A 15800-nucleotide genomic window follows, 5' to 3' on the forward strand; every position below is an offset into this window, starting at 1 on the left:
GGTTTCCCCTTATTTGCCCAGGATAGTCCGGGGGACTTCGAGGGTCGGTAGATGCTTCAGTTGCTGCAGGACCGAGGGCCGTTCCGGCGCGGTCTGGGTTCGCTTCGCCTCGTCGGCACCGGCGGCGGGGTGCGGCGGGCTCGCGGAAGTGGCCGAGTCGGCGCCCGCCTGGGCGCGCGGCTGGCCGACCCAGAAATTCTCGAAGGCGAACGGATAGGTGGGCAGCGCCAGGCGCTTGGGTCGGCGTCCGGCGTACAGACGCCGCCAGTCGGGTGTGTGGCCATCGACCCAGAGGGCCAAGAGTTCGTCGAGGCGCCGCTGGTCGGTCAACCGGTCGAGGTCCTCGGCTTTGTCGCCGTGAGGATCGTAGGCCGCGGCGTTGGCGCGATTGCGCGTGACGCGACCGCGGAACAGGCCCTGTTCGCGCATGGCGTCGTGGCCGTCCCCGCCCGATGGTTGGCTCAGGAACGCCTCCAGCCGCTCGGCCAACGCTTCGAAGGACGTCACCAGAAAACCCAACCGCTCCGTCATCGCCTCGCGGCCCACCTGCAGGGTGAAGGCGACATCGCTTAGGCTGGGGATGACGGGCTCAGGTCGAACGGTGGTCGGATCGGCACGATCGGCGTCGGGCTCCGGCTCGTGGAACACGGGCTCGGCTGCGAAATCGAGCAGCGCCAACAGCTCGCTCGGATGGGACATCTGGAGGAAGGCGTGGGCGTCCAGCTCGACTTCGAATCGCTGCAGGAGCCGGCGATGCAGCTCCAGCTTCTGGATGCGGCTGAGGCCGAAGCTTTCGAAGGCCTGGTCTACGTCGATGTCGGCCGGCTCGACCGCCAGGATCTGGGCCAGTAGGTTGCGCAGGGTTTCCTTGGTTGATTCCAGGTGATGGGAGGCCAGCTTTTGGGCTTGCGGGCTCTCCTTGCCCGCCGGCTTCGATTCGTTCATCCGGCGGATGAACCTACCTGGCTTTTCGTCTCCCTTGGGTGAGGCGGTGTGCGCTGGGGAGCCCTCTTTGGCTTGCGGGCTCTCCTTGCCCGCCGGCTTCGTTTCGTTCATCCGGCGGATGAACCTACCTGGCTTTTCGGCTCCCTTGGGTGAGGCGGTGTGCGGTGGGGAGCCCTCTTTGGCTTGCGGGCTCTCCTCGCCCGCCGGCTTCGTTTCGTTCATCCGGCGGATGAACCTACCTGGCTTTTCGGCTCCCTTGGGTGAGGCGGTGTGCGGTGGGGAGCCCTCTTGGGCTTGCGGGCTCTCCTTGCCCGCCGGCTTCGTTTCGTTCATCCGGCGGATGAACCTACCTGGCTTTTCGTCTCCCTTTTGCCGACGGGTGCTTTCTGGCGCGTCGCTTCGGTCGGGGGGCAGGTAGTTGGCCTTGACGTGGGTCAGGAGGCTGGTCGCGTAGGTGCGCAGCACCGCTTCGGATTTGGCGGAGAGCACGAAGGCCACCGGCTCGTCGGTTCGCGCTTCCCGCTCGGCCACGTCCGGTGGGATGTATTCTTCGAGGATCACGTGGGCGTTGGCGCCGCCGAACCCGAAGGAGCTGATCCCCGCCCGCCGCGGCAGCGGGTTCCCGTCGTCGTCCCGGATCGACGCCCAGGGGCGATTCTCCCGAACCAGGTAGAACGGGCTGTTCCCCAGGTCGATGTAGGGGTTGACCCGCGCGCAGTGCAGCGACTTGACCAGGGTCCGGTGCTTCATCTGCAGCAGGACCTTGATGACGCCCGCCACGCCTGCAGCCAGTACCGCGTGGCCGATGTTCGACTTGATCGAGCCCAAACCGCAGTGAGGCTCGGTCACCGCCGCCTCGCCGGTCTCCCGGTACAGCTCGCCGAAGGCCGATTTCAAGCCGTTGATCTCGGCGGGATCGCCCAGCTTGGTTCCGGTCCCGTGCGTCTCGACGTAACCCACCGTGCGCGGATCGATGTCCGCCTTGCGGTAGGCTTTTTTCAGCAGTTCGGCCTGGGCCACGGGGTTGGGCGACGTCAGCGAATTGGCCCGGCCACCGTGGTTCTCGGCCGTCGCCCGGATCACGCCATAGATGTGATCCCCGTCGGCCTCCGCCCGGGACAGGCGCTTGAGCAACAGCATGCCCACACCCTCGCCGATGGCGAAGCCGTCCGCGTCCGGCGCGAAGGTCTTGCAGCGCCCGTCTTTCGACAACGCCTGGGCCTTGCTGAACCCGATGTGCCCACCCGGCGTGGCCACCACGTGAACCCCGCCCACCAACGCCATGCTGCAACAGCCGGCGTGGATGCTCTGCACCGCGCGGTGAATCGCCACCAGCGACGAGGAGCAGGCGGTTTCGATCGGCTCGCTGGGTCCGTGCACGTCGAGAAAGAAACTGATCCGGTTGGGTCCGGCCGAGGGCGAGAGCGCCGTGGTGCTGAAGCCCTCGATCGTCTCGTTCGCGCGCCCGAACAGGGTGCCGTAGTCGCTGTTGGCGGTGCCGACGAACACGCCGAGATCCTGGCCCGCCAGGCTGGCGGCGGCGTGACCGGCGTCCTCCAACGCCAGCCAGGCATAGGTCAGCAGCAGTCGCTGGTGGGGGTCCATCGCCAGAGCTTCTTTCGGGGTGATCCCGAAAAAGCGCGGATCGAAGTCACCGGCACGATCGATGAACCCGCCCCAACGGATGTCGGTCTTGTTGGCTTCCTGGAGCGGGTCGCCGAAGACCTCGCGCCAATCCCAACGCTCGGCCGGCACCACGCGGATGCAGTCGCGCCCGGCAGCCAGGTTGGCCCACAACGCATCGAGATCGGCCGCCATCGGGAACCGGCCGCTCATGCCGACGATGGCGATCCCCTCCTCCGCGGCACCGGGATCGACCGGCACGGCGGCGGCTTCGGTTGCCGCCACGGGTTTGGCCACCTGGAAGCGGTGCGCCGGTGCGGGGCCCTTTGCCCCCGTGTCCAGGGACGGCTCCGGTCGAGCCTGGCCACGCTTTTCCGGTTCGGTTGGGGCGCCCACATCGAGAAAGCGGCGGGCCAGGGCGTCGCGATCCGAGGCGATCAAATGGCGGGTCAGCTTGTCCAGCGTGGGGTGCTCGTAGAAGACGGTCGGAATCAGGCCCAAGCGGTGTTCGCCGTTGAGCTGGTTGGAGAAATCGGTCAACATGATCGACTCCAGGCCGTAGCGGTCGAATTCGAGGCCGGGATCGATCTCGTCGAGGGGGATTTTAAGCAAGCCCGAGAGCGCCTCGGCCAAAACCGCGCGCACTTTCTGGAACAGCCGTTTCTCGTCCACCGGCAGCGGCGATGTTTCGGGTTCCACCTCTCGCGTCACCACTTGGTCCAAGGCGGTCGGCTCGGTTTGTTCCGACTCGTCCGGCGAGAACAGCTCGCGCAGTCGCGGCCCATCGCCGTGCAACACCAGCACGCGGTCGATCTCGTGGGTCAGGACCCGATACAGGGCCGCGAAGCCGGCCTCGGCCGGAAGCGGTGCCATGCCCGCCTGCGCGCGCAGGGCGTCCAGGCGGCGATCGTCGATGCGCATGCCGCCGTCGCGCCAGTAGGGCCAATCGACGGCCAGCGTGTGACCGTAGGCGGTTTCGTCATTCAGTGCGTCGCGCCGCCCGACGGCCACGAGCTTGTTGCGATAGGCCGCGAAGGCGTCCAGAAACCCGTTGGCGGCGGCGTAGCCGGCCTGGCCCAGGCTGCCGATCTCGGCCGCCAGGGAGGAGCAGAGCAGGAACAGATCCAACCCCATGCCCCGGCTGGCTCGATCGAGGTTGACCGCACCGGCCACCTTCGGGGCCAGTACCGCGTTCAGCTCGGCGCGGGTCTTTCGAGCCAGCAGGCTGTCGCGCAGGACGCCGGCACAGTGCAGGATGCCGTTCAAACGCCCATAGTCGGCGTGGATTTCATCCACCAGGACGGTGACCTGTTCCGCTCGCGCCACATCCACCTGTTGATACTCGGAATGGGCGCCTCGTTCGTTCAGCTCGCGCAGTACCGTTTCGCCTTCGGCGGAAAGCGGCGAGCGGCCCACCAGGATCAGGCGGGCTCCGGCGACGCGATCGGCGATCTCGCGGGCGAAGAGCACACCCAGGCCGCCGAGGCCACCGGTGATCAGGTACACGCCATCCTGGCGCCAAGGCAGGGTCGGCTCGGCGGGATCGGTATTCGGCAGCGGCTTCGGTACCAGTTCCAGACGCTCGCCGCGCCGGAAATGAACCGAGCGATGGCGTATGGCGCTGCGACGCGCACCCTGACGGCGACCCCCGCCGTGCCGAACCGCATGCTCCAGGCCGCGCCGTTCGGCCAGCAACAGGCTGTGCAGTTCGGCCGCGCCGAGATCGGCCGGCACGAAAAGAAGTTGGGTCCACAAGGCCAACAACTCGGTGGTCCCGGTCGCCAGCAAACCGTGGAGACCCTGGGCCGAGCCGGGATCCGCCCCGTTGCACGGCACCACGAGCTGGACCAGCATGGGTTCGGAGGCCCTCACCGACTCCAGTCGTTGCAGCAACTCCAACACGCCGAGCGCCTGGCTGTGGAAGCCCTGCACCATATCGTCCGGGTCGTCGACGGGCAACGACATCGCCTCGTAGGGCCCCTTCTCGGCTCTCAAGGCCTGGGCCAGGTGCGGCTTGTCGAGCACGCAGACGTAGTGACGCTGAAGCGAAGCCGGTTCGATCACCGCCGGAATGGGCCGCGCCAGCCACTGCGGCGCGAGCAGCAACGTCTCGTCGTTCGCAGGTTCGGTCCGCACCTCCTCCCCGAAAATGCGGAAGGAAAAACCGCGCATCCGCACGCACAAGCGCCCCTCGCCATCGCACAGGTCCAGGTCGAGCTTGCGGGTCTTGGCGGCGCCGTCCGGCCTGCTCGTGGCCCGAACCCAGGCCCAGAGGCGATCGGGCAGGGGCCGGTACAGCGTCAGCTCGACAAGGGTGAAGGGCAGCGCCGGTCGGCTGAAGCCCTCGGTGCTCGCGTCCCCGAACAGGGCGGTCGAGGCCTGCAGCGCCGAATCCAGCAAGCTGGGATGGAGCACGAACGCCTCGCGATCGGCACCGACCGACGGGGGCAGCACCAACTCGGCCAGCACGCCCGATTCACCGCGGTACAACCGGTGGATGGCGCGGAACGACGGCCCCAACCGGAACTGCGGCGAAGAGAAGGCGGCGTACAGTCGATCGGAGGCCACCGCCTCCGGATCGCAGGCGTCGCGCAGGGCATCCAGATCCAGGGGTTCGGGTTCCGCGGCGACGGCTTCGGCCTGCACCGTGCCTTGGCAGTGCACCACCGCCTCCGTGGCGACCTCGAATTCGGCCCCGCTTCCGCTCGGTTTCAACGCGATGTGCAGTTCGCGCGAATCCTTGTCCAGCACGAACGGACGCAGCCAGACCACGTTCTTCACGGCGAGTGCCGGCGCGGCATCTTCACCCAGCGCATCCTGGTAGGCGGCACGCGCCATTTCGAGGTAGGCCACGCCTGGCAGCATGGGCCGACCGTCGACCTGGTGATCGCGCAGGAAAAAGGCATCCCGGTCGAACACCGAACCGTAGCGCTGGGCGGCAAAGGTCGAGGCGTTGCGCTGAACCAGCGGATGCAACGCCGCCGTGCTCCCCGCGACGCCCTGCATTCGGGTCCAGTCGATGCCCTCCGGCAGCCAATAGCGGTCGCGGGCGAAGGGATAGGTCGGCAGGCTGAGCCGCCGCGGCGGGTGCGCGTACAGGCGCGCCCAATCGACCTCGGCTCCGTCGACCCAGTGGGCCAGTAATTCGGTCGGGGCACCCTCTTCCAGGAGCCGTTCGATCTCGGCCCGGCGTTGCGCCACATCGGCCGCGGACTCGGAAGAGGCGTCGTCGTGGCGAACCCGGCCCATCGCCAGGCCCGGCGCACTGCTGCCGTCGGCCAGGAAGCCGCGCAGCCGTTCGGCCAATTCGGAAAACGAGCCGACGACCGTGCCCAGGCGGACGTCCATCGCATCGCGGCCCGTTTGCAGGGTGAAGGCCACCGCGGCCAGGTCGGCGTCGGGACCGGGGTCACCGGCGTTTTCGGGGCGAGCTTCGCAGTAGGTCAGCAGCTTTTGGGCATAGTCGCGCAGGCGCTTGCCGTTCCGCGCCGAGAGCAGGATCGCGACCGGTCCGGACGACGTAGGTGCCGGTTGTTCGGAATCCGGCGCACGGTACTCTTCGATCACCACGTGGGCGTTGGCGCCGCCGATCCCGAACGAGCTGACGCCCGCGCGGCGCGGCAGCTCCCGACCGGCGGCGTCGCGCGGTGCCGGCCAGGCTTGCGTTTCGCGCACGATGGTGAACGGCGAGCCTTCGAGCTGGATGAAGGGGTTGATGTCTTCGGTGTGGAGGCTCTTGGCCAGCGTCTTGTGCTTCAACTGGAGCAGGACCTTGATCACGCCGGCCACGCCCGCGGCCAGGACCAGGTGGCCCAGGTTCGACTTGACCGAACCCAGCGCGCAGTGGGTCTCGGTCACGCGCTCGTCGCCCGTGTCGCGGTACAGCTCGCGAAACGCCAGCTTGAGGCCGTTGATCTCGGCCGGATCGCCCAGCTTGGTGCCGGTCCCGTGGGTTTCGATGTAGCCCACCGTGCGCGGGTCCACGCCGGCCTGGCGCCAGGCGCTTCGGAGCAACGCGGCCTGGGCCTTGGGGTTGGGCGCGGTCATCGAGCTGGCCCGCCCGCCGTGGTTGACGGCCGTGGCGCGCACCACGCCGTAGATGTGGTCGCCGGCGGCTTCGGCGTCGCGCAGCTTCTTCAACACCAGCATGCCGGCCCCTTCGCTCAGGGCAAAGCCGTTGGCCTGGGGCGAGAACGTCTTGCAGCGACCGTCGGGCGCCAGGGCGCCGGCCTTGCTGAAGCTGATGTGGGCGCTGGGATTGACCAGGGCGTGAACCCCGCCGACCACGGCCATCTCGCAACTGCCGGCGCGCATCGCCTGAATGGCGCGGTCGATCGCCACCAGCGAGGAGGAGCAGGCCGTCTCGACCGGCTCGCTAGGCCCGGTGACGTCAAGGAAGTAACTCATCCGGTTGGGACCGAAGGAGGGCACGCTGGTCGCGCTGTAGGACTCGATGCCGCGCCGGGCCTGGACCATCAGCGAGGCGTAGCCGCTGGTGCCGTCGGTGCCGATGAACAGGCCGAGTCTCTTGCCGGCGAGCGCCCGCGCCGAGTAACCCGCGTCCTCGATGGCCGACCAGACGTAGGTCATCAGAAGACGCTGCTGGGGATCCATGAATTCGGCCTCGCGCGGCGAGATCCCGAAAAAGAGCGGATCGAACTCGGGAACCGTGTCCACGAAACCGCCCCACTTGACGTTGGTGCGATTGGGCTCGGCCAGCGGGTCGCCGAAAATCCGCCGCCAGTCCCAGCGATCGGCGGGTATCTCGGAAATGCAATCGGTACCCGTTTCAAGGTTGCGCCACAGCGCGGCCACATCGGGCGAGTTGGGGAAGGTGCCGCTGATGCCGACGATGGCGATCGGTTCCGGGCCGCGATCGCCGACCGCGGGCTCGGATCGCGGCGCAACTTGGGGTTCGACGCGCCAGGGCGAGCCGGACACGCGTGCCTCGGTCTTCGCCGGCGCGGGTTCCGCCGGCGTGCGCGGGAGCGGTTGGCGCACCCTGCCCTCCTGGAGCCTGTTCGCGAGGGCATCGCGGTGTTGTTCCAGCAGATGGGTGGTGAGCGCGTCGAGATTGGGGTATTCGAAAAAGATCGTCGGCAGCAACGCCAGGCCGAAGGTCTTGTTGAGGCGGTTGGCGAAATCGGCGAAGGAGATGGAATCGAACCCGTAGTCGTCGAACGAGGCTTCGCCGCGAATGCGACCGGCGTCGACCTTGAGCAGGTCGCTGACGGCGCGGCCCAGCTCCGCACGCAGCCGGCGGAACAGATCGTCCGGGTCGACCGGCGTCGCCGGGCTTGGAACCGCAGTTTCGGTGCGCGGCTCGACGTCTCGCGAATCGGCGGTAGTCAGAAAGGCGCGCCGCAGTTTGCGCACATCGCCCGAGACCACCGCAACATTCGGCCGACCCGAGGCCCAAGCGCGATAGAACGCGGCGAGGCCCTGATCGGTCGCGAGTGGTTGCAAGCCGAGCGTTTCGGCCAAGCGCGAACGCGCGGCCTCGTCCGCCGCCATGCCGCCCGCTTGCCAAAGGGGCCACGCGATGGCCAGCGAGCGGCCGTGCGGGCCGCGATCGGTCGGGCCGCGATCGGTCGGGCCGCGATCGGTCGGGCCGCGATCGGTCGGGCCGCGATCGGCACGGTCGCTGGAGACGCGTGCCGCCCGATCGATCGCGTAGGCGTCGAGGAAGGCGTTGGCCGCGGCGTAGTCGGCCTGACCGGGACCGCCCTGTGCCGACATCGAGGAAAACGAAATGAAGAAATCCAGCGGGATGTCGCGGGTGGCCGCATCCAGGTTTGCGGCCCCCAGGACCTTGGGTTCCAGCACCGCGCGGAAGGCCTCGCCGGTCTTCTTGACCAGGTAGCGATCGTCGACCACCCCGGCCAGGTGCAGCACCCCGTGGAGCGCGGGTCGATCCTGGCCCGCGGCCTCCGCGATCAACTCGGCGATCAGCTTTTCGACCGCAGCTTTGTCGGCAACGTCCAGTTGGCGATAGCGCACGTCCGCGCCGGCAGCACGGATTCGCGCGATTCGATCCCGGACCTCGCGCCCGAGCGCCGAACGCCCGGTCAACACCAGGATCACATCTCTGGCCTTGGCGGCGATGTCCTCGGCGAACATCAGGCCCAGACCACCGGAACCACCGGTGATCAGGTACAGGCCCCTATCCCGCCAGGGCGAGGACGCCGAATCCGGCTCCAATTCCCGCCAGTGCGGTACCTTCAACGAATCGCCTTCGTGGCGGAGGTGCACGGCGTCCAGGTCGCCGAGCGCCGCGCCCAGCACCGAAGCCAGCTCGGCATGTTCGATGTGCGGATCCAGTTCCACCAGTTGGGTGCGCAAGCGCGGGTGTTCGAGCCGGGCGGTCTTGAGCAGGCCGGCCAGCGCGGTCGAGAGGTGGTCGGGCCCATCCGACGGCACCACCACTTGAAGCAGGGCACCGCCATCGAGGCCAGCCTCGATTTCCTCGCGCACGATGTGGAACAGCCGAAGGGCCTGGTCGCGGAAACGCAGCGCGGGCGGCGCGGCCGCGTCGACCGGCAGGGCTTCGACCTTGTGAAGCGGCGCCAGGGTGCCGTGCAGCGCGGCGACACAGGTCCGCGGGAACCCGCACAGGACGATGCGGCGCCGATCCGCCTTTTCACCCGTGGCCCGCGAGCCGTGTACGGCCGAGACTGGCCGCTCGGTCCAGGTAGGTTCCAGCAACAGGGTGTCAATCTCGCCGGCCCCCCAGTTCGCCTGGCCCGGAGTCAGCAGCCGATAGGCCAATCCCTTCAGGCGCAGGCAGATGCGACCTTGGTCGTCGCAAAAGTCGAGATCGAGCGATTGGCCGTTCGATCGGCCGCCGGCATCGCCCGACGCTGCATGGCGGGCCCAAACCCACATCGCCTCCGAACAAGGCCGCAGCACTTCCATTTCGTCCAGCGCGAAGGGCACGCCGTAACCGGGCACGGCGTTGGCTGTAGCTTGGGCCGTCAAGCGTCCGGTCGCGAAATGGAGCGCCACCTGAACGCCGGAATCCAACAGGCTGGGGTGGGCGGCGAAGCGGTCGAGCGTGTCGGCGACACATTCGGGCAGCGCCAGCTCGCCGAGGGCCTCCCCTTCCGGTGCGCGTCCCCCGCGAACCGCCGCACGCACGCCGCGCAAGCTGGGGCCGTGCAGGAAGGTCGCGCGATCCTGACCGCGGTACAACACCTCTCCCGGCACCCGCTCTTCGGTCATGCGTTCGCGGAGCGCGGTCAAACCGAGCTCGGCCTCGACTTCCGTGGGCACCAGCAAAACGTCGCCGCGGAAATGCTCGATCCGGGCCCCGCCCGGGCCGTCCGCTTCGGTGGTGACGGTGCACGAAATCCGGTTCTCGGTTTGGGGTGCCAGCTCGATCGCGACCTCCACCGGAGTGTCGGTCACCGCGATCGGTCGCAGCCAGACACAGGTCCGCAACCGAATCGCCGGCTCGGCGCCGTCGGGGCGTCTCGCGGCCAGGGCCACGGCCGCCCGGATCATCTCCAGGTAGGCCACGCCGGGCAGGATCTTGCGGTGCTCGATCACGTGATCGGCCAGGAAGAACTCGCCGCCGGTGAGCGTCGTGGTGAAGCGCAGTTGGTTCAGGTTGGCGGCGTTGCGGTGGACCAGTGGGTGCAGCACGCCCGCTCCACCGGAGCCGTCACTCACGGGCTTGGGTTCCGGCCAGTAGGACTCGCGGGCGAAGGGATAGCTCGGCGCCGCGATGCGCCGCGGCGGGCGGCGGTCCTCGGAGGAGAACGAACCCCACAGGGCCGACCAATCCACGGGGTAACCGGCACACCAGGCTTTTGCGATGCGCTCGAACTGGCGCCGCTCGATCCACTCGGCCACCAGGCGCCGCTGATCGTCTTCGCTCAGGAGGTCGTCGCCGGCCTTGTCGGCAGCGCCTCGGAACCAGGCCGTGCCGTCTCCCTTGCCCGCCAGAAAGCGCGCCAGCTCGCGGCGCAAACGCACCTCGTCGGTGACGGCGAACACCAGGCGCTGGGCCATGGCCGCGCGACCGGCACCCAGCGTAAACGCCAGATCGGCCAGCTCGAAGGCGCCGTCGCCGGCCGCGCGCTCGTTGAGCCAGGTCAGCAGGCTGGCCGCGTAGTCCCGCAGCCGCGCTTCGTCGCGCGCCGACAGCGGCACCAGGTAGCGAGAACAGCGCACCGGCGCCAGGGCGGCGCGCTCGGCCGCGTGCCGGCTGGGCCGGTAGGCTTCCAGAATCGCGTGCGCATTGGTTCCGCCGATCCCGAACGAACTGACGGCGGCCCGGCGCGGTTCCGATCCCTCGGGCCACGGCTGGAGCCGGTCGACCACGTAGAATGGCGAGTCGGTGAAGTCGATGGCCGGGTTGGCCCGACGGTAGTTCAAAGTCGGCGGCAATTGGCCGTGGTGAAGCGCCAGCACCGTCTTGATACAACCGGCCAGCCCGGCCGTGGTGTCCAGGTGGCCCAGATTGGTTTTGACCGATCCGAGTCCGCAAAAGCCCTTGGCGTCGGTGTGCGGTCGCCAAGCCTCGCGCAGGGCCGCCACCTCGATCGGATCGCCCAACTTGGTGCCCGTGCCGTGGGCCTCCACGTAGCCGATGGTTGCGGGATCGACCCCGGTCTCGGTCAGGACGCGATCGATGACCGCGGCTTGGCCCCGGGCGCTGGGCGCGTAGAAGCCTGCCTTTTCGGCGCCGTCGTTGTTGACGGCCACGCCGCGCACCAGCGCATAGATGCGATCGCCGTCGCGCACGGCATCCACGGCCCGCTTGACGAGCATCACGCCGACGCCTTCTCCGCTGATCATGCCGTCGGCAGCCGCGTCGAAGGCCTTGATCCGGCCGTCGCTGGAGAAGTTGAGCCCGGCCTGGTGCACGTAGCCCAGGTTGGTTCCGGGGAACAGGGCGGCGCCGCCGACCAGGGCGTGACGGGCCTCGCCGGCTTGGAGACTGCGCCAGGCCAAGTGCAGGCCGGTGAGGGTCGAAGAGCAATTGGTGTGGACGAAAACGCTGGGTCCCCTGAAGCCGAGTTTGTAGGAGATCAAAGTCGGGATGGTCCCGCCCTGGCCCAGCAGCCAGGCCACGTAGTCGTCGGTCCGCTCCAGCACGTACCCGCCCGAGCGGATCTCGTGACACAGCGCCTGGTAGAGGCTGCTCCCGGCGGAGACGAACACGCTCGTGTCGGGAATCGCGCCCGGCGCGTAACCGGCGTCTTCCACGGCCCACCAGGCGTGCATCAGCAGGTGCCGGAACTGCGGGTCCATGAAGGCCGCGTCGCGCGGCGGGATCCCGAAGAAGCCCGGATCGAACAGGTCCTTGCCGGCGATGCCGAGACTGCGCGAAACCAGATCCCGCTCGCGCAGGACGCGTTCGGGCACGCCTCGCTGGCGCAGGTCGTCGCGCGTGTGGGTGGTGCCGCCCTCGCGGCCCTCGCGCAGCAGGTCCCAGAAGGCATCCAGATCGTCGGCGCCCGGGAACCGGCAACTGAGGCCGATGACGGCCAGGCTGTGATCGTAGTAGTCCGGCAGGTCGACCGCGTCGCGATCGGGCGTCTCGAGCGCTTGATCCGATGGGGCCGGACGGCGCCCGTTCAAGGGCACGACCCGAGGCGTGCGTTGGGCCCGCAAGCCTTCGGCCGCCGGCTCCTCCCCGCGCATCTTGGCGATGTGGCGCGCCGTTTCGCGAATGGTGGGATGGCGGAACAGTGCGGTGACATCGAATGGGGCATCCAGGGCCTTTTGGATCCGCGCGGCCACGATGACGGCGGAAATCGAATTGCCGCCCACCTCGAAAAAGCCGTCGTCAACGCCGATCTCCGCCACTTCGAGCGCGGTCCGCCAGATATCCCGAACCTGGCTTTCCAGCTCGGATTGCGGCACTTGCGCCGCCGGAACCCGCTGCACGGCGATCGGGCGGGCGGCCAGCGTCTTGCGGTCCAGTTTGGCGTTGGGTGTCAGCGGCAGGGCGTCCAGTTCCAGAATCAGTTCGGGCACCATGTAGTCCGGCAGCGATCGCTTCAGGGCCGCGCGCAGAGCGGGCGCGTCGATCCGTGCCCCGGCGGCGGGTACCACGTAGGCCACGAGGCGGTGGTTGTCGCCGTCGCGACGCACAACGGCGGCCGCCTCGGCCACCTCGGGCCGCGCATCCAGGCGGCTCTCGATCTCGCCCAGTTCGATGCGGTAGCCGCGCACCTTGACCTGGCCGTCCATGCGGCCGAGGAACTCGATGGAACCGTCGGCCAGCCAGCGGGCCAGGTCACCGGTGCGGTAGACCTTGCCGCCGGAAACGAAGGGATCCTCGACGAAGCGGGCCTCGGTCAGCTCGGGACGGTTCAAGTAACCCGAAGCGACCCCGTCGCCCCCGATCGACAACTCGCCCGGCACGCCGACAGGCGCGGGTTCGCCCCTGCCGTCCAGGATGTAGATGTGGGTGTTGGCGATCGGCTTGCCGATCGTGACCGGCGCCCCGGGTTCGATGTGCCGCACCGTCGACCAGATCGTGGTCTCGGTGGGACCGAACATGTTCCACACGTCGCAGCCGGTCTCGGCGAAGCGCTGGGCCAACGGTTCGGGCAGGGCCTCGCCGCCGCAGAGCACGCGAACCCCCTCGCGGTTTCGCCAACCGGCGAGGAACAGCATGGTCCAGGTCGCCGGCGTCGCCTGCATCAGGGTCGGCTGGACGCGGGCGATCTCGTCGCGCAGCCGCACCGCGTCCCCGACCTTGTCGGCGGCGCAGATCACACAGGTGCCGCCCACCAGCAGCGGCAGGTAGAGTTCCAAGCCGGAGATGTCGAAGCAGTAGGTGGTCACGGCGAGCAGGCGGTCGTCGGCGCCGAGCCCCGGTTCGCGCGCCATCGACCACAGGAAGTTGGTCAACCCGCGGTGCGGGACGACCACGCCTTTCGGTTTGCCGGTCGATCCGGAGGTGTACATGACGTAGGCGGTCCGATCGGTGCCCCATTCGCCCGGGCTCGGTACCTCGATTTGTGCCGCCCCGATTTCCGCGATGCGGTCCCAATCGCGATCGAGTGCCACGACCATCGTCTCCGGACCCACCAGATCCGCGACCATCTCCAGGTAGCGGCTCTGGGTCAGGACGATGCCGGCCTCGCTGTCGGCGACCATGTAGGCCAACCGTTCCGCGGGGAATCCGGGATCCAGCGGCACGTAGGCGCCACCGGAAGCCATGACGCCCAGCAAGCCGACCATCATGTCCAGCGAGCGATCCACGCACAGACCCACCAGGCTGCCCGGCGCGACACCTTCGGAACGCAAGTAGGCACCGAGTACGTCACATCGCTCGGCCAACTCGGCGTAGCTCAACGAACGCTCCTCGCACGCGACCGCCACCTTGTCCGGCGTGCGCGCGGCCTGCGCCCAAAACAGTTCGTACGCGGTTTTGTCGGCGGGATACGCGGTCTCGGTTCGGTTCCAGTCGACCAGTATGGTGCGGCGCTCCCGCGCGTCCAACAAGGGCAGCGCATCCACGGATCGCGACGCGTCGGTCACCACTTCGGTCAATAGGTGGGTCAGATGGCCGGCCATGCGCGCGGCGGTTTCGGCGCCGTACAGGCTCGGGTTGTACTTCACGTGCAGGGTGAAGCGCGGGCCCTCGTCGAAGACTTCCAGGCCCAGTTCGTAGCCGCCCTCCTGGTGCAGGCCCTGGATCAGCTCGACCGGCGTCTGCGGGGACCCGGAAAGTCCGGCCAGGTCTCCGGTGGCCACCGCGTCCTGGAAGGTGTAGGCCACGTTGAAGACCGGAGGTTCGTCGGCGGAGTACGGCACCTGGAGTTCGCGCACCAGGGCCGGGAACGGGTAGCCGTTGGCGAGGCTGTCGAGCAGCGTGGCCTGGAGACCCTCCAGGAGGTCCGCGAAGCTGGCCGCCTCGGTCCAGCGACTGCGCAGGGGCAGCATGTCGATGAAGTAGCCGATGGCCTCCTGGAAACGGGGCTCGCCACGCTGGTTGGTGACCATGCCGACGACCAGGTCGCGCTGGCCGGAATAACGGGAGAGCAGCACCTTGAACGCCGCCAGGAACAGGGTCGAGAGGAAGCAACGATGGGTCTCGGCCAAGGCGCGCAAATCGCTCGTCAGCGGCTCCGGCAAGGCCTGGATGTGGGTGGCGCCCTCGAACAGGCGCATCGCGGCGCGCGGTGTGTCGGTGGGCAACTGCAGCGAAGGCAGGGGCCCTTCCAATTGAGTGCGCCAGTAGTCGAGGCGACGGCGGCCCTCGACGCCGGTGATCATGGCGTGCTCGGCGGCCGCGTAATCGCGAAAATCGGCGGGCAGGGTACGTGCCTGCGGCTGACGCCCCGCGCACAGGTCGCGATAGGCGTGCAGCAACGTCTTCAGGAAGGGCAGAAACGAGACGCCGTCGAACAGGATGTGGTGGACGACCGCCAAGAGGAAGTGCTCCTCGGGGCCGCGGGAAAAGAGAGCGACGCGCAGCAACGGGCCGCGCTCGAGGTCGAAGGCCTCGCGGGTCGTGGCGCGCATGAGTTCGTGAACGGCAGCCATGTCCATGCCGCTGCAATCCCGCTCGACGAAGGACGGCTCGCGACCGGGCCGCCAGCGTTGCACCAGTTGGCCCTCGTGTTCGGCGACCGTGGCGGCGAGGATCGGGTGCTGTGCGATCAAAAAGTGAACGGCTTTCTTCAACGCGGCCACATCCACGGTTTCGCGCAACGCGATGGCCAACGGCACGTTGTAGGCGCTGTTGGTGGGCATCATCTTTTGAAGCGCCCACAGGCCCTGCTGGCCTTCCGTCAGCGGGAACGTCATCGGCTCCGCGGTCTCGGAGGCCGGGGGCCGCTCGGCTTCCCGCACGGCGGCCTCGGCACCCGAGCCGACCTGGGATCTTTGCGGTTCGGCGAAGAACCGGGCCCCGCCAGGCAAGGGCTTCAGCCTACGCGAGCCGGATTCGGCCGCGCGGGACCGCTTCGCTTTGCGGCCTTTGGTCCGTCGCACGACCATGCGGGCGAAGTCGGCCTCGTGCTCGGCGTGCAGGTAGTCGCGCAACTGCTCGATGGTCGGGTACTTGAACAGCACGCTGGGCAACAGCCGGCCCTCGATCTTGCGCTCGATGTCGCGCACCAGGCCGACCACCGCGGCCGATTTCAAGCCCAGCTCGAAGTAGCCCAGGTGAATGGGCACCTCGTCCACAGCTTTTTTCAGATGCGCGGCCACCGCGTGCCGCAGAAACAGTTCGATCTTTTCTTGGGTGTTCATGGTGGTGCCAC

The 15800-nt window shown here is 68.4% G+C and carries 1 protein-coding gene; it reads right to left on the reverse strand.

Going from position 1 to position 15800, the window contains the following annotated elements; genetic code table 11:
* Positions 1 to 9: 9 nt before the first annotated feature.
* Entirely contained in the window at positions 10 to 15789 is a 15780-nt protein-coding gene (locus J3U87_RS31935; protein ID WP_237379864.1) for a non-ribosomal peptide synthetase, read from the reverse strand.
* Between the last annotated feature and the right edge of the window lie 11 nt (positions 15790 to 15800).

The sequence above is a fragment of the Sulfidibacter corallicola genome (genome assembly GCF_017498545.1).
GTDB classification, from domain to species: domain Bacteria; phylum Acidobacteriota; class Holophagae; order Acanthopleuribacterales; family Acanthopleuribacteraceae; genus Sulfidibacter; species Sulfidibacter corallicola.

What these genes read in the sequence shown, in the direction of transcription:
- J3U87_RS31935 (WP_237379864.1), bottom strand. Translation starts at nt 15,789, where the DNA reads ATGAACACCCAAGAAAAGATCGAACTGTTTCTGCGGCACGCGGTGGCC.